The following is a 19262-nucleotide window of genomic DNA, read 5'->3' on the forward strand; positions in this document are numbered from 1 at the left end:
AGATCCAGAAACGACAACGCCCGCGCTTTCAACCGAAAACGCGGGCGCCGGGTGTCAGCGGGAAAGCGTCAAAGCGCGCGGTGCGAACCGTCGCAGAACGGCGGCGTCTTGGTGTGCTTGCAGCCGCACCAGGCCAGCGTCGCCTTCTCCGTCACCGCGTGCTCCAACGGCACGAACGCCGTGCCCTTGTGCGCGCCGTCGCAGAACGGCTGGTCGCCGGACTTGCCGCAGGCGCACCACCAGTAGGTGCCGGGCTCGGTTTCCTCGACGAAAGGGCTCTTCTGGGCAATCTGCGGATCGGCCATCGGTTTCTCCTTCTGGTGGCGTTGTGCCGCGCGGCGCGCGCGGCGGCCATCAAACACCGCGCCGCGCGGGCGTGTCAACGTGAGGCGCTGGCACAATCCCGGCCCGCATCGTCTTGAAAAAGGCAGCCCCTCGAAGATGGCGAAGAAAGCAAACAACCCGCAAGCACTGCTCGGCTACGAAGCCCAGCTCTGGCAGATGGCCGATGCGCTGCGCGGCAGCATGGACGCCGCCGAGTACAAGCACGTCGTGCTCGGGCTCATCTTTCTCAAGTACATCTCCGACGCCTTCGAGGAGCAGCACGCCCGGCTGGTCGCCGAGCAGGCGCAGGGCGCCGACCCGGAAGACCCGGACGAGTACCGCGCGGCGAGCATCTTCTGGGTGCCGGTCGAGGCGCGCTGGGCGCACCTGAAGGCGCTGGCCCGGCAGCCCGGCATCGGCCAGATCGTGGACGACGCCATGGCCGGCATCGAGCGCGACAACCCGGCCTTGAAGGGCGTGCTGCCCAGGGACTACGCCCGCCCCGCACTCGACAAGCAGCGCCTCGGCCAGCTGATCGACCTGATCAGCAATATCCGGGTCGGCGACGAGGCCAGCCGCGCCAAGGACGTGCTCGGCCGCGTCTACGAATACTTCCTGTCGCAGTTCGCCAGCGCCGAGGGCAAGAAGGGCGGCGAGTTCTACACGCCGCGCTGCGTGGTGAAGCTGCTGGTCGAGATGCTCGAACCGTACCGCGGCCGCGTGTACGACCCCTGCTGCGGCTCGTCCGGCATGTTCGTGCAGTCGGTGGAGTTCATCCGCGCGCACGCAAACGGGAATGGCAACGGCGGCAAGGCCCCCAACGGATCGAAGGCCGACATCTCCATCTACGGCCAGGAGAGCAACTACACCACCTGGCGCCTGGCGCGCATGAACCTCGCCATCCGCGGCATCGACTCGGGCCAGATCGCGCACGGCGACACCTTCCACCAGGACCGCCACCCGGATCTCAAGGCCGACTACATCCTCGCCAACCCGCCGTTCAACATCTCCGACTGGGGCGGCGAGCGCCTGCGCGACGACAAGCGCTGGCAGTACGGCGCACCGCCCGCCGGCAACGCCAACTTCGCCTGGGTGCAGCACATCGTCCACCACCTCGCGCCCGCGGGCGTTGCCGGCTTCGTGCTCGCCAACGGCTCGATGTCGAGCAATCAATCGGGCGAGGGCGAGATACGCAAGAGCCTGATCGAGGCGGACCTCGTGGACTGCATGGTCGCCCTGCCCGGCCAGCTCTTCTATTCGACGCAGATCCCGGCCTGCCTGTGGTTCCTGGCGCGCGACAAGCAGGGCTCCCCTCTCCCGCGCGCGGGAGAGGGGCTGGGGGAGAGGGCACGCGACCGCCGCGGCCACGTGCTCTTCATCGACGCCCGCAAGCTCGGACCGCTCGTGGACCGCACCCACCGCGAGCTGACCGACGAGGACGTCGCGCGCATCGCGAACACCTACCACGCCTGGCGCGGCGAGCCGGAGGCCGGCGAGTACGCCGACGTGCCCGGCTTCTGCAAGAGCGCATCGCTCGACGAAGTACGCAAGCACGGCCACGTGCTCACGCCCGGCCGCTACGTCGGCGCCGAGGCGCAGGAGGACGACGGCGAGCCGTTCGCGGAGAAGATGCAGCGGCTCACAGCGACGCTGCGCGAGCAGCAGGCCGAGGCGTTAAGGCTCGATGCGGCGATTGCCGCCAACCTGAGGGAGCTTGGGTATGGCTGGTGAGTGGCCGCAGACGCCACTTTCTGACCTGACGGATTCCGACACGCCGGTGACTTATGGCGTCGTGAAGCCCGGCGATGAGGATGCAAATGGCATCCTTTTCATTCGAGGTGGAGACATTGCCGACGGACGCGTCCTCACAGACCAGCTTCGAACAATTTCGAAGAAGGTCTCAAATCAGTATAAGCGGACGCTTCTTCGTGGCGGCGAAATCGTGATGTCGCTGGTTGGGAACCCCGGCCAAGTCGCAATAGTTCCAGAGTCGCTTCGGGGCGCAAACATCGCGCGGCAAGCTGCGCTAATACGTCTGCGCGAATGCGTGGATTCGCGCTTCGTCATGTACTTCTTGATGTCGCGCATCGGTCAAGATGCCCTCGGTGCTCATTCACGAGGGTCGGTTCAGCAAGTCATTAATCTGCGGGACCTTAAGACGCTTCGCATTCCGACGCCGCCGTTGGCCGAACAACGCGCCATCGCCCACATCCTCGGCACGCTCGACGACAAGATCGAGCTGAACCGGCGGATGAGCGAGACGCTGGAGGCGATGGCGCGGGCGCTGTTCAAGTCGTGGTTCGTGGACTTCGACCCCGTCCGCGCCAAGCTGAATCCCCCCTCTCCCCCCGGGAGAGGGGCCGGGGGTGAGGGCGCCAAACCCCCTCTCCCCGCAGCGCTCATCGCCTTCGCCCGACAACTGCGCGGCACCGCCACCGATGCCGAGACCCTGCTGTGGCGACTGCTGCGTGACCGCCGCGTCGCCGGCGCGAAGTTTCGCCGTCAGCATCCGTTCCCGCCCTACATCCTGGATTTCTATTGCCATGAGCACAGACTCGCCATCGAACTCGACGGCGGGCACCACAGCGAGGAAGCGCACCAGAGTCGTGATGCGCAACGCTCGGAATACCTGGCGCGATACGGGATTCGTGTGCTCCGTTTCTGGAACAACGAGGTATTGCAGCAGACCGAAGCGGTGATGGAGGCGATTTACCAGGCGGTGAGCGGTGGCGGGGAGCCCTCACCCCCAACCCCTCTCCCGCAGGGAGAGGGGAGTGGCAGCCTGCCCCAAGCCCTCGCCGACCTCTTCCCCGCCCGCCTCGTCGACTCCGAACTCGGCGAGATTCCGGAGGGGTGGGGGGCCAAGCCCATCGGCGGACTGGCAGAAATCGTCGGTGGGAGCACGCCGAAAACCGAACGGGCCGAGTATTGGGAGGGCGGCACACACCACTGGGTCACCCCGAAGGACCTGTCCGGGCTTTCAATGCCGGTGCTGCTCAACACCGAACGCAAGATCACCGACGCCGGCTTGGCGCAGGTCAGTTCCGGCCTGCTGCCTGCAGGAACCGTTCTGCTTTCGTCGCGCGCACCAATCGGCTACCTCGCCATTGCTGAAATGCCGGTCGCGATCAATCAGGGATTCATCGGGATGAAACCGCGACCCGGAATATCCAACCTCTTCCTGCTTCGCTGGGCCGCGGCAGCGCACGACGAAATCGTGAGCTACGCCAACGGCTCCACTTTCCTGGAAATCAGCAAGTCGGCTTTCCGCCCCATTCTTGCCGTTGCTCCCCCCACTTCGATCATGGACGCCTTCGACCGGCTGTCGCGTCCGATGTATCGAAAGGTCGTCGAACACGAGCGTGAATCCCGCACCCTCGCCGCCCTGCGCGACACCCTACTGCCCAAGCTCATCTCCGGCGAACTGCGGGTGGCGGACGCTGAGAAATTCATCGGGAAGGTCGCCTGATGAGCACGACGCCGCAACAGATCGACCTCTGGCGGCAGACTCCGTCCGAGCACCAACGGCTGGAGTTCAAGGAGGCAAAGCAGCAGTTCGACACCCGCAAGCTGAACGAATACTGCGTTGCGCTCGCCAACGAGGGCGGGGGCGTACTGCTGCTCGGCGTGGCCGACAAGCCGCCGCGCCCGGTCGTGGGCACGCAGGCGTTTCCGAACATCGTCGATGCCGCCGAGAAGCTCTTCCAGGCGGTCGGTTTCCGGGTGGACATCGAGGCGGTGGCGCATCCTGACGGGCGCGTGCTCGTCTTCCACATTCCTTCGCGGCCCCGCGGTACGGCCTACCACTGCGACGGCAAGTACCTGATGCGTGCCGGTGAGGCGCTGGTTCCGATGAGCGAGGACCAGTTGCGCCGCATCTTCGCCGAGGGCCAGCCCGACTGGCTCGAGGAGCCTTCGCGCACCGGCCTCGACGGGCAGCAGGTCGTGGAGCTACTGGATACGCAGACATTCTTCGAGCTGCTAAAGCTGCCGTACCCGACCGAACGGACTGGAGTGCTGGACCGCCTGGTGCGCGAACGGCTCGTGGACGAGGCTGCCGGTACCTACACCGTCCGCCGGCTCGGCGCGCTGCTGCTGGCGCGGCGCCTGGAGGACTTTCCGGATGTTTCGCGCAAGGCGCCCCGCGTGATTGTGTACACCGGCACGTCCAAGCTGGCGACGAAGCTGGACCAGACGGGCACCCGCGGCTACGCGGTGGGCTTCCAGGGGCTTGTGCGCTTTGTCATGGCGCAGTTGCCGCAGAACGAGGTGATCGAGGACGCGCTGCGCAAAGAGGTCAAGCTGGTGCCGGACGTGGTGATCCGTGAACTGGTAGCCAACGCGCTGATCCACCAGGATTTTATGGTGGTCGGTGCGTCGGCGATGATCGAGGTCTACAGCAACCGCGTCGAGATTTCGAACCCCGGCGAACCGCTGGTGCCGCTTGAACGCTTCATCGACGGCTACCAGTCGCGGAACGAACGGCTAGCGGACGTGATGCGCCGCATGGGCATTTGCGAGGAAAAGAGCAGCGGCATTGACCGCGTGGTGCAGGCGGCCGAGGTGTACCAGTTGCCGGCGCCGGACTTCCGTTCGGGCTTTCGACGCACGACGGTGACGATCTATGGGCCGCGCCCGTTTGAGGAGATGGACCGGAACGACCGAGTGCGCGCCTGCTACCAGCACTGCGCGCTCAAGTGGGTGATGTCGGAGCGCATGACCAACCAGTCGCTGCGTGAACGGTTTCACCTCGGCGACGACAAGGCGGCCATTGCCTCCCAAGTGATCGCCGCCACGACCGAAGCCGGGCTGATCAAGGCGGACGAGAGCGTCGGCGGCTCCCGTAAGTTCGCCCGCTACCTGCCGTTCTGGGCATGAGGTTTATTTAATGGACAGGTCGGCGAGCCGGCATTCAGTCGGTCTTAAAGTCTGTGAATCAGATGGTTATTTATTTAAGGCTTTCCCCATCCGAGGAGGCCGATAAGCCGATGAGCCCGTTTGTCGGCTGCGTTTTTGAACAGGCTGCGTCGACCTCGTTTGAGGCGACAGGCTGGCGAGTTCGCTGCGCCGCCGAGGGCGCCCTCGGCGGCGGCGCCGCGAGCCTGGTCGGGAGAAACGTGTGATGGTGAAGACGGCCGGCGGCCAGGTCCTCGTCTACGAGGCGGCCGACGGCTCGGCGCGGGTGGATGTGCGGCTGGACCGGGAGACGGTGTGGCTGACGCAGCGGCAGATGGCCGAGCTGTTCGAGTCATCGATCGACAACGTCGGCCTGCATCTCAAGAACATCTTTGCAGACGGTGAGTTGGACGAACCGTCAACTTCCGAGGATTTCTCGGTAGTTCAAGCCGAGGGCCGGCGGCAGGTGCGCCGCAGCCTCAAGCACTTCAACCTCGACGCCATCATCTCGGTGGGCTACCGCATCAACTCCAGACGCGGCGTGCGCTTTCGCCAGTGGGCGACCGGCGTGCTGCGGGAGCATCTGACGCGCGGTTTTTCGCTGGACCGGGAGCGCTTCGCGCGCAACGCCGCGGAGCTGGAAACCGCGCTGCAGCTGGTGAAAAAGGCTGCCGCGGGCGAGGCGCTCACCACGGACCAGGGGCGCGGGCTGGTGGAGGTGATCGCCCGCTACACGCAGACCTTCCTGTGGCTGCAACGCTATGACGAAGGCTTGCTGACCACCCCGCCCGGCAGCCCGGGCGGAGTGGTGCCGACGCCGGAGGAAGCTCGCGCCGCCATCGCGCGGCTGAAAGCCGATCTGATGTCCCGCGGCGAGGCATCCGACCTGTTCGGGCGCGAGCGCGGGGACGCCTTCGCCGCCCTCCTGGGCAATCTGGAGCAGACGGTGTTCGGCGAGCCCGCCTATCCCACCGTCGAGACCAAGGCCGCGCACCTGCTCTATTTCGTCATCAAGAACCACCCGTTTTCGGACGGCAACAAGCGCACTGGCGCGTTCCTGTTCGTGGATTTTCTCGCCCGCAACGGCCGCCTGCTGCGCGGCGGCGAGCCGGTCATCAACGACGTGGGGCTGGCGGCGCTGGCGCTGCTGGTGGCTGAATCCGACGCCCAGAACAAGGACGTGATGATCCGCCTGATCGAAAACATGCTGGCGGCACCGGGCCGATGAGTGCCTTCACCGAATCCGTCGTCGAGCAGGCCGCGCTGGCGTGGCTGGAAGCGGCTGGTTGGCAGGTCCGCAACGGCGCCGAGATCGCCCCCGGCGAACCCGCGGCCGAGCGCGACGACTACGGGCAGGTGGTGCTGGCCCGGCGCCTGCGCGATGCGCTCGCGCGGCTGAACCCGGCGCTGCCGGCCGAGGCGCTGGACGACGCCTTCCGCAAGCTGACGCGGCCCGAAGGAGCGGACCTGATCGTGCGCAACCGCGCGCTGCACCGCCTGCTGGTGGACGGCGTGACGGTCGAGTACCGCGACGCCGACGGCAGCATCCGCGGCGCGCAGGCGCGGGTGATCGACTTCGACGACCCGGCGGGCAACGACTGGCTGGCGGTGAACCAGTTCAGCGTGGTCGAGCAAAAGCACAGCCGCCGGCCGGACGTGGTGCTGTTCGTGAATGGCTTGGCCGTAGCGGTGCTGGAGCTGAAGAACGCCGCGGCCGAGAACGCGACGATCTGGAGTGCCTTCCAGCAGCTCCAGACCTACCAGGCCGAGGTGCCGGCGCTGTTCGCGCCGAATGCGCTGCTGGCGGTGTCCGACGGCGTCGAGGCGCGCGTGGGTACGCTCGGCGCCGGGCGCGAGTGGTTCAAGCCCTGGCGGACCATTGCGGGCGAGACGCTGGCCGGCGCGCACGTGCCGGAGTTGCAGGTGGTGATCGAGGGCCTGTGCGCGCCGCGGCGCTTTCTGGACCTGCTGCGCGACTTCATCGTGTTCGAGGATGACGGCGGCCGCATCGTGAAGAAGATGGCCGGCTACCACCAGTTCCACGCGGTGCAGGTGGCGGTGGGCGAGACGCTGCGGGCGGCGGAGCTGCACCGCACGGCCGGTGGCGTGGCCGACCCCGAGGGCCGCTACGAGGCCGGCCGCAAGCCGGGCGGCCAGCCGGGCGACCGGCGCGTGGGCGTGGTGTGGCACACGCAGGGCTCGGGCAAGAGCCTGACGATGGCCTTCTACGCCGGCCGCATCGTCCGCGAGCCGGCGATGGGCAACCCGACGCTGGTGGTGCTGACCGACCGCAACGACCTCGACGACCAGCTCTTCGCCACCTTCGCCCGCTGCCGCGATCTGCTGCGCCAGCCGCCGGTGCAGGCGGAAAGCCGCGCGCACCTGCGCGAACTGCTGGCGGTGGAAGCGGGCGGCGTGGTGTTCACCACCATCCACAAGTTCTTTCCGGAGCCCTCACCCCAACCCTCTCCCGCGAGCGGGAGAGGGGGCAGGATGGAGACGCTCTGCGATCGCCGCAACATCGTGGTGATCGCCGACGAGGCGCACCGCAGCCAGTACGACTTCATCGACGGCTACGCGCGCCACATGCGCGATGCGCTGCCGCACGCCTCGTTCATCGGCTTCACCGGCACCCCGATCGAGCTCGCGGACGCCAACACGCGCGCGGTGTTCGGCGACTACATCAGCGTCTACGACATTCAGCGCGCGGTGCAGGACGGCGCCACGGTGCCCATCTATTACGAGAGCCGGCTGGCAAAACTCTCGCTCGATGAGGCGGAGCGGCCGCAGATCGACCCCCGCTTCGAGGAGGCCACCGAGGGCGAGGAGGTCGAGCGCAAGGAGAAGCTCAAGACCAAGTGGGCGCAGCTCGAAGCCGTGGTCGGCGCGGACAAGCGCCTCGCGCTGGTGGCCCGCGACATCGTCGAGCACTTCGAGCAGCGGCTGGAGGCGCTGGACGGCAAGGCGATGATCGTCTGCATGAGCCGGCGCATCTGCGTGGCGCTGTACCGCGAGATCGTGAAGCTGCGGCCCCAATGGGAAAATAGCAGGGACGGTGCCGACGACGAGCACGGCGCGCTCAAGGTGGTGATGACCGGCTCGGCGTCGGACCCGGCCGACTGGCAGCCGCACATCCGCAACAAGCTGCGGCGCGAGGCTTTGGCCCATCGCTTTCGCGATGCCAACGACCCGTTCAAGCTGGTGATCGTGCGCGACATGTGGCTCACCGGCTTCGACGCGCCGAGCCTCTCCACCCTGTACATCGACAAGCCGATGCACGGCCACGGCCTGATGCAGGCGATCGCCCGCGTGAACCGCGTGTTCAAGGACAAGCCCGGCGGGCTGGTGGTGGACTATCTGGGCCTGGCGCAGGAACTCAAGGCCGCGCTGGCCACCTATACGGAAAGCGGCGGCACCGGGCGCACGGCACTGGACCAGGACGAGGCCGTGGCCGTGATGCTGGAGAAGTACGAGGTCTGCGCCGGTCTTTTTCACGGCTTTGACCGGGCAAAGTGGACCACCGGCACGCCGGCAGAGCGGCTCGGCCTGCTGCCGGCCGCGCAGGAACACATCCTTATCCAGGAGCGCGGCAAGGAGCGCTGCCTGGGCGCGGTGCGCGAGCTGTCGCAGGCCTTCGCGCTGGCGGTGCCGCACGAGGCGGCGCTCGCCATCCGCGACGACGTGGCGTTCTTCCAGGCGGTGCAGGCCGTGCTCGCCAAGCGCGCGCCCGGCGACGCCCGGCCCGAGGAGGAGATCGAGCACGCGGTGCGGAACATCATCTCGCGCGCCGTGGCGCCCGAGGGGGTGATCGACATCTTCGCCGCGGCGGGGCTCGCCCGGCCCGACATCTCGATCCTGTCCGACGATTTTCTCGCCGAGGTGCGCGGCATGCCGCAGCGCAATCTCGCGGTCGAACTGCTGCAAAAACTGCTCAAGGGCGAACTGGCCACGCGCCGGCGCAGGAATCTGGTGCAGGCGCGGTCGTTTGCCGAGATGCTGGAGCAGACGATCCGCCGCTACCAGAACCGCGCGATCGAGGCGGCGCAGGTGATCGAGGAGCTGATCGCGCTGGCGCGGGACATGCGCGAAGCCCAGGCCCGCGGCGAGGCACTGAAGCTGTCGGACGACGAACTCGCCTTCTACGACGCGCTCGAGGTGAACGACAGCGCCGTGCAGGTGCTCGGCGACGAGACGCTGCGCGACATCGCCCGCGAGCTGGTCGCCACCGTGCGCCGCAGCGTGACCATCGACTGGACCCTGCGCGAGAACGTGCGCGCGCAACTGCGCGTCATCGTCAAACGCATCCTGCGCAAGTACGGCTACCCGCCGGACAAGCAGGAGCGCGCCACGCAGACGGTGCTGGAGCAGGCCGCGCTGCTCTCGGCGGCGTGGGCACTGCACTGACCCCACCCAGCCGGCACAATGCCGCGCCATGAACGCCGCCTGCGCCTCACCCTCCCCCGCCCCGCTGTCGCGCCGTCTGTCCGTAGCGCCGATGATGGACTGGACCGACCGCCACGCGCGGTTTCTGCATCGGCTGATTTCGCGCTGCACGCTGCTGTACACGGAGATGGTCACCGCCCAGGCGCTGCTGCGCGGCGACCCGGATTACCTGCTCGCCTACAGCCCGGCCGAGCACCCGGTTGCGCTGCAACTGGGCGGCAGTGACCCCGCGCAGTTGGCGCAGGCGGCGCGCATCGGGGTGGACTTCGGCTATGACGAGATCAACCTCAACGTCGGCTGCCCGTCGGACCGGGTGCAGTCCGGCCGCTTCGGAGCGTGCCTGATGGCGGAACCCGCGCTGGTCGGCGACTGCGTGGCGGCCATGCAGGCGGCAGTCGCGGTGCCCGTGACGGTGAAATGCCGCATCGGTATCGACCGCACGGACCGCGACGAGGATTTGTTCGACTTTGTCGATATTGTCGCCGCGGCCGGCGCCCGGCACTTCACCGTGCACGCGCGCAAGGCCTGGCTGGATGGGCTGTCGCCGCGGGAGAACCGCGAGATTCCGCCGCTGCGGTACGAAACGGTGTATCGCCTGAAGCGCCTGCGGCCGGAACTCGAAATCGTCATCAACGGCGGCGTTACCGATCTCGACCAGGCGCTGGCGCACCTCCGGCACGTGGACGGCGTGATGATCGGCCGCGCGGCGTATCACTCGCCCTGGCTGCTGGCGGATGTAGACCGGCGCGTCTTTGGCGCTGCCACGCCGCTACCCGAGCGCGCGCAGGTGCTCTCACAGTATGTCGAGTACATGGACCGCGAGCTCGCCGCCGGCACGCCGATCACGGCATTGGTGCGGCCATTGCTCGGGCTGTTCCAGGGCGAGCCCGGCGCGCGCGCATGGCGGCGCACGCTGAGCACGCCGGACGCGGCGCGCGATCTGGAGCGCGTGCGCGCCGCCGCGCGGCACGTGCTGGAGCACGGCGAGCCGGCGCGGGCGCCGGCCGCCTGAGGCAAATCCTTCGGCCCGAGGGCGGGCCTCCCACAGCAGGCTCCGCACCGTATTCGGCGCCCCGTGGGAGCGGCGCCCTCGCCGCGAATGGTTCTGCCCACACGATTCGGCCCCGGGGGCGGGCCTCCCACAAGGAGGCCGATGTAGCCGCGCCTCAGATCAGGCCGTGCTCGATGTCCTGCCCCAGGCGAATCTGGCCGTACAGCTCGCCCATGTTGTCGAGGTTCATGCCGGCGTGGCTGTTGACGGCGTGCACGTCGCGCCAGCAGCGCTGGATGACGTTGCCCTCGTGCAGGGCGCTGCCGCCGCTGGCCACGATCAGGCGCTCGACCGCGCGCGTCAGCAGCGTGGTGGCATAGGCGCCCTCGAACAGCGGGCGGGCGCGCAGTGACTTGGTGGTCGGCTGGCCGGCGACAGCGAGCTCCTTGAAGGCGTCGCAGTTGCGCTTCAGCAGCAAGCCGGCGGCGTCGATCTCGGCGGATGCTTCCACCAGCCGCAGCAGCGCGGTCGATTTCTCGCCCTGCTTGCCGCCGCCGAACACCATCATGCGCGACTTCATGCGCTCTTCGAAGCCGTCGAGCGCGGCCTGCGCGGCGCCCCAGGCGGGCGCGATCAGTGAGCACACCGAGGCCGGAAAAAACGGCTGCCGGTACAGCGGACCTGAGTTGATCTCGCGCCCCGGCGCGATGTCCTGCGACACCTTGGTCAGCGAGAACATGCGGTGCGTCGGCACGAAGCAGTGCTCGATGCTGATGTCCTTGCTGCCGGTGCCCTTGAGCGCCACCACGTCCCAGCTGTCGTGGTGAATGCGGTAATCGCCCTGCGGCACCACGCACTGGAAGTACTCCGGCGGGCCGCCGGCCGCGTCCGGCACCAGCACGCCGACCAGCGCGAAGCGCGCGTGATCGCAGCCGCTCGCAAACGGCCAGCGGCCGTCGCGAATCTCGATGCCGCCCGCCACCTGCGTGACCGTGCCGGACGGCACGAACGGCGTGCAGGTCTGCGTGTTGTCGTCCTCGCCCCAGATGTCCTGCTGCGCCTGCGGCGGGAAGTAGCCCAGATAAAAATTGTGGATCGCCAGGATGGCCAGCACCCAGGCGCTGGAACAACAGCCGCTGCGGCCGATCTCGCGCGTGACTTCGAGCAGCGTGTACATGTCGTGCTCGTAGCCGCCAAAGCGCTTCGGCTGCAGGATGCGGAAGAAGCCGGCGTCGCGGAACTCGGCAAAGCTCGCGTCCGGCAGGCGGCCCAGGCGCTCGCAGTCGAGCGCGCGTTTGGCGATCACCGGGGCGAGATCACGGGCGCGGCCGACGAGTTCCTCGGCGCTCGGGATGGGGGAATTGGACATGCAAGTCTCCGTGCGGGCCGCCGTACCGGCGGCCGAAAGTTGAATCGATAAAGCGCCCGACCGGCGGCCGCTCAGGCGCCGCTCTCGCGCAGCAGCCGGTCGACCATGGCCTGGTATTGGCCGCGGCGGGGCGTGAAGTAGTGCAGCTGGCGCGACAGGAACGGGTCGCCGGCAAAGAAGATCTCGTAGATCTCCTGCCGGCCGCCGAACTCGCCGGCCACGGCGTCCCAGGCGAGCTTCATCACCTGCACCCGCTCGCGGGCGCTGGCCTGCTCGTTGCCGAGGAACTGTTCGAGGTCGCCGGCGGTGGCCGGGTTGTCGAAATCGGCCGCGGTTGCGGTCATCACCAGGCTCGAACTGCCCATCAGGCGGATCAGCTCGTTGACCTTGGTGTTCACCTCGGGCAGGAAGAACCGCAGCATCGAGATGCCGACCATGCCGCGGCTTGGCGAGGCAAACAGCGAGGCCGTCTCGCGCGCCACGTCCTCCAGCACGAAGCCGGGGTCGGTCTGCTTGGCGAACTCTTCCTGCGCGTGGACCACGAGCTCCCGGGCGCTCGCCTCGACCAGGCCGTCGGCGATCTCGTTCAGCGCCAGGAACTCGCCCAGCAGCTCCTGGTAGCGCGGCAGCGCACTGCGCCCCAACACGTCCGCCATCTTGCAGGCGAGCCCGGTCATGAAGCGCAGCTTGGCGCGCCCGCGGGCGTTGGCCTGCAGCAGCAGGTAGCCCGGAAAGCTCGGCGCCATCATGTTGTAGGCGACGATGTCGCGGTAGATGAAGACCCGCTCCCAGGGCACCAGCACGTCCTCGAACACGGCCAGCGCGTCGCCCTCGTCGAAACGCTCGGCGAGCGGGCGGTCGTAGCGGCTGCCACCGCGGGCGTAGCTCTCGCGGGCGATGAACTTCAGGCCCGGCGTTGCCACCGGCACGGCGAAGCAGAGCGCGTAGTCCTCCTCGCCCGGCCGGCGCGGCATGAACGGACCGACCCAGATCTCGTTGCTGACCGGCGCCAGCGTGGACAGCATGCGCGCGCCGCTGACGACGATGCCGGCGTCGGTCTCGCGCACCACTTTCAGCGCCCGCTGCGCGGACAGGTCCTTGCCGTAATCGCGCTTGGGATCGACCAGCGTGTGGGTGAGGCAGATGTCCTCGTCGCGGCAGTATTCCCAGTAGCGGATGGCGTTGTCGGCAAACGCCTTGTCCCTGTGCCCCAGCACGTGCGGGGCGATCACCGCCGCGTCGGTGACGAAGGCGTTCATGAAATCCGGCAGGCGGCCCATCAGGCCGTAGGTCGCTTCCTTGCGCAGCGACTCGCCACGCAGGCGCTGCTGCACCTCATCCCAGGTGCGCGCGGGCAGGAAGGAATTGCTGACCGGCCGGCCGTCCTTGGGCGACGCGTAGGTGTAGTCGGCTTGCAGGTCCGGCCGGTGGAAGGCGTCGTAGTGCTCGCCGATGCTGGCGAGGATGCCGGCGAGCGGCGCGTACTGGGTGACATCTCCCACGCGCTGGCCGGCGATGTACAGCGCCCGGTCGTCCTTGAGGCTCGCGATGTACTGCGCGCCTGTCCTGATACCCATGAACGGCTCCTCCCCGTGTTATCGACCATCGTGGTGATGGTTCGGGAGCCGTTTTAGCCCGCCGTGCGACAGCCGGCAAGCGGCGCGGGCGTCAGGCGCCGAGCGCCAGCGCCGCGCGGTAGGTGATGAACGACGCCAGGTACGCGAGCGCGAACAGGTAACCCGCCGTCAGCGCCGCCCAGCGCCAGCCGCCGGTCTCGCGGCGGATCACGGCCAGCGTGCTCAGGCACTGCGGCGCGAACACGTACCAGACCAGCAGCGACAGCGCGGTGGCGAGACCCCAGTCCTGCGCGATCAGCGGCGCGAGCGCGCCGGCGGTGTCCTCGCCGGTGGCCGACAGCGCGTAGACGGTGCCGAGCGCACCGACCGCCACCTCGCGCGCCGCGAGACCCGGCACCAGCGCGATGCTGATCTGCCAGTTGAAGCCGATCGGCTCGAAGATCACCGCGAGCCACCGGCCGAGAATGCCGGCCAGGCTGTACTCGATGGCGGGTCCGGTCGCGCCCGGCGGCGGCGCCGGGAAGCTGGCCAGAAACCACATCGCCACCGTCAGCACGAGGATGATGCCGCCCACCCGGCGCACGAAAATCGCCACCCGCTGCCATAGGCCAATCGCCACGTTGCGCAGCGCCGGCAGGTGGTACATGGGCAGTTCCATCATCAGCGTGCGCACCTGGCGCCGGGCCGTGAGGCGCTTGAGCACCCAGGCCACCGCCAGCGCGCCGGCAATCCCGGCCACGTACAGCGCCAGCAGCACCAGACCCTGCAACTCCAGCCCACCCCACACCTGCCGCCGCGGGATGAAGGCGCCGATCAGCAGCGCGTACACGGGAAGGCGCGCCGAGCAGGTCATCAGCGGCGCGATCAGGATGGTCACCAGCCGGTCGCGCGGGTTGGCGATGGTGCGCGCGGCCATGATGCCCGGGATGGCGCAGGCAAAGCTCGACAGCAGCGGGATGAACGAGCGGCCCGACAGGCCGACGCCGCCCATCAGCCGGTCCAGCAGAAACGCCGCCCGCGGCAGGTAGCCGGATTCCTCCAGCACCAGGATGAAGAAAAACAGAATCACGATCTGCGGCAGGAACACCAGCACCCCGCCTGCACCGGCGATGACGCCGTCCACCAGCAGGCTGCGCAGCCAGTTGTCCGGCAGCAGCGCGGTCACAAAGTTGCCGGCTGAGGCAGTGGCGGCCTCGATCCAGCCCATCGGCGCCTCGGCCCAGGCGAACACGGCCTGGAACACCAGAAACAGCACCGCCGTCAGCAGCAGCGGGCCGAACACGGGGTGCAGCACCACGCGGTCGATGCGGTCGCTGGCCAGGTGCGGCACGGCCTCGTCGAGACCCAAGCGCTCCAGGATGGCGCGCACGGCGGCGTGGTCGCCGCGCGGGTCGGCTTCCGCGCCGGCTTCAATCTCGCCGGCGTAGTCGTGCCGGGGCCAGGTCGCGGGATCGCCCAGCAGCTCGCGCAAATCCACCGCACCGTCGCTCTTCACCGCCACGGTCGGGATGACCGGCACGCCGAGTTCGCGCGACAGCGCGCTGGGGTCGATCTTCAGCCCACGCCGGGCGGCCAGGTCCATCATGTTCAGCGCCACCACGCACGGCAGGCGCAGGCGCTTGGCGGCCAGCACCAGGCGCAGGTTGCGCCGCAGGTTCGTGGCGTCGACCACGCAGACCACGAGATCCGGCCGCTTCTCGCCCGCGGCGCGGCCGAGCAGCACGTCAGCCGTTACCCGCTCGTCGGGCGAGCGCGGGTGCAGGCTATAGGCGCCCGGCAGGTCCAGCACGCGCACGTCCTTGCCGGCGGAGGTGAAGCGGCCTTCCTTGCGCTCCACCGTCACGCCGGCGTAGTTGGCCACCTTCTGGCGGCTGCCGGTCAGCAGGTTGAACAGCGCCGTCTTGCCGCAGTTGGGGTTGCCGAGCAGCGCCACCAGCGGCTCCGCGCGCTGGAAGTGGATGACCGCCTCGCGGTTCACGCCGCGGTCTCGACCAGCACGCAGGCGGCCTCGGCCCGGCGCAGCGCAAACGTGGAGCTGCCGATGCGCACCACCAGCGGATCGCCGCCCGGCAGCGCGCGCGCCAGCAGGCACACCGGCTCGCCGGGAATGAAACCGATCTCCTCCAGCCAGCGGCGCCACTCCGGCATGGCCTCCGGCACCCGCACGTCTACCACCAGCAGCGGCCGGTGCAGTTCCTGCCGGTCCAGCGTCGCTGGCGGCAACACGCGCGCGTTATCTGTCATGACCGATTCGGTGTGGCACAACCCAAGGGCAACCGCGCCGCATCCGGATGGACGCAGCGCCTTAATGATAACGATTATCAGGAACGCCCGTCGCGCCGCACGTCGGTCTGCGGCGAAACGGGCACATCGAGGGCTCGGATGATCCGGCGCCACGGCTTGCCGACATTGACCGGCAGCAAGCCACGCGCCCGGTGTCGATCGACTCAGGCTACCTTGGCGGCGCGCACCAGCGGCAGCAGCTTGCCGTGCATGCCACGCAGCAGCGACTCGGTGGTCGGCCAGTCGATGCATGGGTCCGTTACCGACACGCCGTACCGCAGCTGCGAGAGGTCCGCCGGGATCGGCTGGTTGCCGGCTTCGAGGTTGCTCTCCAGCATCAGGCCGACGATGGAGCGGTTGCCTTCCAGCATCTGGTTGACGCAGTTTTCCAGCACCAGCGCCTGCAGCTCGGGCTGCTTGTTGCAGTTGGCGTGGCTGCAATCGACCACGATGTTCTGTGGCAGCTTCGCCTTGGCGAGCGCCTGCTCGCACAGCGCCACGGCCACGGAGTCGTAATTCGGCCGGTCGTGGCCCCCGCGCAGCACCAGGTGCCCGTGCGGATTTCCGCGGGTGCGGATCACCGCCGACTGACCCTGCAGGTTGATGCCGAGAAAACTGTGCGGGCTCGCCGCCGACTTCATGGCGTTGACGGCGACATCAATGCCGCCGTCGGTGCCGTTCTTGAAACCGACCGCGGTCGACAGCCCACTCGACATCTCGCGGTGCGTCTGGGACTCGGTAGTGCGGGCGCCGATGGCGGTCCAGGTAATGAGGTCATGCAGGTACTGCGGCATGATCGGGTCGAGCGCCTCGGTGCCGGCTGGCAGGCCCATCTCGGCGAGTTCCAGCAGCAGCTCGCGCGCCTTGATGACACCTTCCTCGATGTGGAAGGAATCGTCCATGCGCGGGTCGTTGATGAGGCCCTTCCAGCCGGTCGACGTGCGCGGCTTCTCGAAGTACACGCGCATGATGATGAGCAGCGTGTCCTTGACCTCCTGCGAGAGCGCGTGCAGACGGCGCGCGTAGTCGCGGGCAGCGTCGAGGTCGTGAATCGAGCACGGACCGACCACCACAAAGCGGCGCGGGTCGCGCCGATCGAGAATCGCCTCGACCGCGGCGCGACCTTCCAGCACCGCGCGCTCGGCGGCCGGCGTCAGTGGCAGGCGCCCGCGCACCTCGGCCGGGGTCGGCATGAGCTGCTGCTCGACGACGTTGATATTGGTCAGCTTGTCCATGGGCGGCACGGCCTGGCGGCAGATCGAAACGGGGTGCGGATTGTAGCGACTGGGTCGCGGCGCGGCTTGGCCGGCCCGAAACGCAAAACGCCCGGCAGGGCCCGGGCGTTTTGTTCGAAGACTGGTGGGCGATGCTGGGATCGAACCAGCGACCCCTACCGTGTGAAGGTAGTGCTCTACCGCTGAGCTAATCGCCCCGGGGGGTGTCCCGCCCGGGTATGCCTGGCGGGCCGCGCATTCTAGGCGGCGCCCCGGGCAGGGTCAAACGCCGCGCCTGCAACGGCGGGCTTGCGAATCGGCGTCGCTACAATACCCGCCCCGCCCGCTTCGTCCCGGCTTACGCATGACCGTTCGCAGCCGCTTCGCCCCAAGTCCCACCGGCTACCTGCACATCGGCGGCGCGCGCACGGCGCTGTTCGCCTGGCTGCACGCGCGCCACCACGGCGGCACGTTCATCCTGCGCATCGAGGACACCGACCGCGAGCGCTCCACCGAGGAATCGGTCAACGCCATCCTGGAAGGCATGGCCTGGCTCGGTCTCAACTACGACGAGGGGCCGTTCTACCAGACCCAGCGCTTCGACCGGTACCGGCAGGTGCTGGATCACCTGCTCGACGCCGGCCACGCCTACCGCTGCTACTGCACGCCCGACGATCTCGCCGCCCGGCGCGAGGCGCAGCTCGCGCGCAAGGAAAAGCCGCGCTACGACGGCCGCTGCCGGAATCTCGCCGCGCCGCCGGCGGGCAACCCGCCGTCGGTGGTCCGCTTTCGGAATCCGCAGGACGGCGACGTGGTGGTGGACGACCTCATCCGCGGCCGCGTCGCCTTCAGCAACACCGAACTCGACGACCTGGTGCTCGCGCGCAGCGACGGCACGCCCACCTACAACTTCACCGTGGTGGTGGACGACATGGACATGGGCGTGAGCTGCGTCATCCGCGGCGACGACCACCTCAACAACACGCCCCGGCAGATCAACATCCTGCGCGCGCTCGGCGCGCCGCTGCCGCAGTACGCGCACGTGCCGATGATCCTGGGTCCGGACGGCGCGCGGCTGTCGAAGCGCCACGGCGCGGTCAGCGTGCTGCAGTACCGCGACGACGGCATCCTGCCCGAGGCGCTGCTGAATTACCTGGTGCGCCTGGGCTGGTCGCACGGCGACCAGGAAGTGTTCTCGCTCGACGAGCTGGTGACGAAGTTCGACGTGGAGCAGGTCAACCGCGCCGCGGCGGCGGTGAATCCTGAAAAGCTGCTGTGGCTGAACCAGCATTACCTGAAGACCGCCGACCCGGACCATATCGCCCGCCACCTCAGCCCCTTCATCGGCCGCCACGGCGTCGATCCGGCGCTGGATGGCCCACCGCTGCCCGCGGTGGTCGTGGCGCTGCGCGAGCGGTGCAAGACGCTGGTCGAGATGGCCGACAAGGCGCTGTTGTTCTATCGCGAGTTCGATGGCTACGACCCCGCGGCCGTGGCCAAGCACTTCAGCGCCGCTGTTCTCGAACCGCTGATCGGCCTGCACACGCGCCTTGAGCAGCTCGCCGACTGGCAAGCGCCGGCGCTGCACGCCGTGGTGGAAGAGGTCGCAGCGCAGCACGGCCTCAAGTTCGGTCAGCTCGCCCAGCCGCTGCGCGTCGCCCTGTGCGGCAACGCCGTGTCGCCTGCCATCGACGTGACGCTGCAACTGATCGGCCGCGGCCGGGTGCTCGGGCGGCTTGAACGCGCCGTGCAGTGGCTGCAAAGCCAAGCCGGCGCTTGACACTGCGCCGGCCGGATCAGTAAAGTTCGCGCCCCTTGCATGGGGCCATAGCTCAGCTGGGAGAGCGCAACACTGGCAGTGTTGAGGTCGGCGGTTCGATCCCGCCTGGCTCCACCAAATCCCCCGCGCGGCGGGCGCGAGCCCGCCCGATCGATCTGCAAGTCCCCATCGTCTAGAGGCCTAGGACACTGCCCTTTCACGGCGGCAACAGGGGTTCGAATCCCCTTGGGGACGCCATTCATGCAAATCGCGCGCTTGGCCGGCCAGCACGCCGACCGACGCCAGCGATCCCCGGAGCAATCCGGGCTTCGATGCTTGCCCCCCGGCGAACTCAAGCGCCAGAACCCCCTACCGTCGGCCCTGCGCCGTAGCAATGCGGCGCGGC

13 protein-coding genes and 3 tRNA genes are annotated in these 19262 nt (G+C 68.4%); 9 read left to right on the forward strand and 7 right to left on the reverse strand.

Features of this window, described 5'->3' with window-relative positions:
* Positions 1-68 precede the first annotated feature (68 nt).
* Positions 69-305 (reverse strand): CDGSH iron-sulfur domain-containing protein, encoded by a 237-nt coding sequence (locus AB7F93_RS04625; protein WP_428301715.1) that lies wholly within the window; start codon positions 303-305, stop codon positions 69-71.
* 136 nt (positions 306-441) lie between these two features.
* Here AB7F93_RS04625 and AB7F93_RS04630 point away from each other — a divergent pair, with 136 nt between their 5' ends.
* The 6 genes from AB7F93_RS04630 to dusA all read left to right on the forward strand — a co-directional run bounded on the left by AB7F93_RS04630 (position 442) and on the right by dusA (position 10675).
* Positions 442-2055: a type I restriction-modification system subunit M gene (locus AB7F93_RS04630; RefSeq protein WP_428301716.1), complete on the forward strand. Its 1614-nt coding sequence runs from the start codon at positions 442-444 to the stop codon at positions 2053-2055.
* Positions 2045-3793, forward strand: coding sequence for a DUF559 domain-containing protein (locus tag AB7F93_RS04635; protein ID WP_428301717.1), 1749 nt, complete (start codon positions 2045-2047; stop codon positions 3791-3793). Before AB7F93_RS04630 ends, AB7F93_RS04635 begins: the two co-directional genes overlap by 11 nt.
* Complete coding sequence (locus tag AB7F93_RS04640; RefSeq protein WP_428301718.1) at positions 3793-5202, forward strand: ATP-binding protein; 1410 nt, start codon at positions 3793-3795, stop codon at positions 5200-5202. Before AB7F93_RS04635 ends, AB7F93_RS04640 begins: the two co-directional genes overlap by 1 nt.
* Before the next feature lie 244 nt (positions 5203-5446).
* Positions 5447-6448, forward strand: coding sequence for a RhuM family protein (rhuM, locus tag AB7F93_RS04645; RefSeq protein ID WP_428301719.1), 1002 nt, complete (start codon positions 5447-5449; stop codon positions 6446-6448).
* A complete protein-coding gene (locus tag AB7F93_RS04650; protein ID WP_428301720.1) occupies positions 6445-9624 on the forward strand; it encodes a type I restriction endonuclease subunit R in 3180 nt (1059 codons plus the stop codon). Before rhuM ends, AB7F93_RS04650 begins: the two co-directional genes overlap by 4 nt.
* 28 nt (positions 9625-9652) lie before the next feature.
* On the forward strand, positions 9653-10675 hold the full coding sequence (gene dusA, locus AB7F93_RS04655; protein WP_428301721.1) for a tRNA dihydrouridine(20/20a) synthase DusA: 1023 nt from the start codon (positions 9653-9655) through the stop codon (positions 10673-10675).
* A gap of 154 nt (positions 10676-10829) precedes the next feature.
* On the opposite strand, the gene AB7F93_RS04660 is transcribed toward dusA, so the two are convergent.
* The 6 genes from AB7F93_RS04660 to AB7F93_RS04685 all read right to left on the reverse strand — a co-directional run bounded on the left by AB7F93_RS04660 (position 10830) and on the right by AB7F93_RS04685 (position 17315).
* Positions 10830-12023: an acyl-CoA dehydrogenase family protein gene (locus AB7F93_RS04660; protein WP_428301722.1), complete on the reverse strand. Its 1194-nt coding sequence runs from the start codon at positions 12021-12023 to the stop codon at positions 10830-10832.
* A gap of 71 nt (positions 12024-12094) precedes the next feature.
* Entirely contained in the window at positions 12095-13600 is a 1506-nt protein-coding gene (locus tag AB7F93_RS04665) for a 4-hydroxyphenylacetate 3-hydroxylase family protein (RefSeq protein ID WP_428301723.1), read from the reverse strand.
* A gap of 91 nt (positions 13601-13691) precedes the next feature.
* On the reverse strand, positions 13692-15578 hold the full coding sequence (gene feoB / locus AB7F93_RS04670) for a ferrous iron transporter B (RefSeq protein WP_428301724.1): 1887 nt from the start codon (positions 15576-15578) through the stop codon (positions 13692-13694).
* Positions 15575-15844: a FeoA family protein gene (locus AB7F93_RS04675; protein WP_428301725.1), complete on the reverse strand. Its 270-nt coding sequence runs from the start codon at positions 15842-15844 to the stop codon at positions 15575-15577. Before AB7F93_RS04675 ends, feoB begins: the two co-directional genes overlap by 4 nt.
* Before the next feature lie 203 nt (positions 15845-16047).
* On the reverse strand, positions 16048-17118 hold the full coding sequence (locus AB7F93_RS04680; protein WP_428301816.1) for a 3-deoxy-7-phosphoheptulonate synthase: 1071 nt from the start codon (positions 17116-17118) through the stop codon (positions 16048-16050).
* Between the two features lie 122 nt (positions 17119-17240).
* Positions 17241-17315 (reverse strand) — tRNA-Val (locus tag AB7F93_RS04685).
* A 146-nt stretch (positions 17316-17461) separates the two neighbouring features.
* Between AB7F93_RS04685 and gltX the strand changes: the two genes are divergently transcribed.
* From gltX to AB7F93_RS04700, 3 genes are all read left to right on the forward strand, one after another.
* On the forward strand, positions 17462-18877 hold the full coding sequence (gene gltX, locus AB7F93_RS04690; protein ID WP_428301726.1) for a glutamate--tRNA ligase: 1416 nt from the start codon (positions 17462-17464) through the stop codon (positions 18875-18877).
* A 41-nt stretch (positions 18878-18918) separates the two neighbouring features.
* Positions 18919-18994, forward strand: a tRNA-Ala gene (locus tag AB7F93_RS04695).
* A 44-nt stretch (positions 18995-19038) separates the two neighbouring features.
* Positions 19039-19114 (forward strand) — tRNA-Glu (locus AB7F93_RS04700).
* Positions 19115-19262: the final 148 nt, after the last annotated feature.

This window comes from Immundisolibacter sp. (assembly GCF_050250495.1).
In the GTDB taxonomy this organism is placed as follows: Bacteria; Pseudomonadota; Gammaproteobacteria; order Immundisolibacterales; family Immundisolibacteraceae; genus Immundisolibacter.

What these genes read in the sequence shown, in the direction of transcription:
- AB7F93_RS04625 (WP_428301715.1), bottom strand. Translation starts at nt 305, where the DNA reads ATGGCCGATCCGCAGATTGCCCAGAAGAGCCCTTTCGTCGAGGAAACC.
- AB7F93_RS04630 (WP_428301716.1), top strand. Translation starts at nt 442, where the DNA reads ATGGCGAAGAAAGCAAACAACCCGCAAGCACTGCTCGGCTACGAAGCC.
- AB7F93_RS04635 (WP_428301717.1), top strand. Translation starts at nt 2,045, where the DNA reads ATGGCTGGTGAGTGGCCGCAGACGCCACTTTCTGACCTGACGGATTCC.
- AB7F93_RS04640 (WP_428301718.1), top strand. Translation starts at nt 3,793, where the DNA reads ATGAGCACGACGCCGCAACAGATCGACCTCTGGCGGCAGACTCCGTCC.
- rhuM (WP_428301719.1), top strand. Translation starts at nt 5,447, where the DNA reads ATGGTGAAGACGGCCGGCGGCCAGGTCCTCGTCTACGAGGCGGCCGAC.
- AB7F93_RS04650 (WP_428301720.1), top strand. Translation starts at nt 6,445, where the DNA reads ATGAGTGCCTTCACCGAATCCGTCGTCGAGCAGGCCGCGCTGGCGTGG.
- dusA (WP_428301721.1), top strand. Translation starts at nt 9,653, where the DNA reads ATGAACGCCGCCTGCGCCTCACCCTCCCCCGCCCCGCTGTCGCGCCGT.
- AB7F93_RS04660 (WP_428301722.1), bottom strand. Translation starts at nt 12,023, where the DNA reads ATGTCCAATTCCCCCATCCCGAGCGCCGAGGAACTCGTCGGCCGCGCC.
- AB7F93_RS04665 (WP_428301723.1), bottom strand. Translation starts at nt 13,600, where the DNA reads ATGGGTATCAGGACAGGCGCGCAGTACATCGCGAGCCTCAAGGACGAC.
- AB7F93_RS04675 (WP_428301725.1), bottom strand. Translation starts at nt 15,844, where the DNA reads ATGACAGATAACGCGCGCGTGTTGCCGCCAGCGACGCTGGACCGGCAG.
- AB7F93_RS04680 (WP_428301816.1), bottom strand. Translation starts at nt 17,118, where the DNA reads ATGGACAAGCTGACCAATATCAACGTCGTCGAGCAGCAGCTCATGCCG.
- gltX (WP_428301726.1), top strand. Translation starts at nt 17,462, where the DNA reads ATGACCGTTCGCAGCCGCTTCGCCCCAAGTCCCACCGGCTACCTGCAC.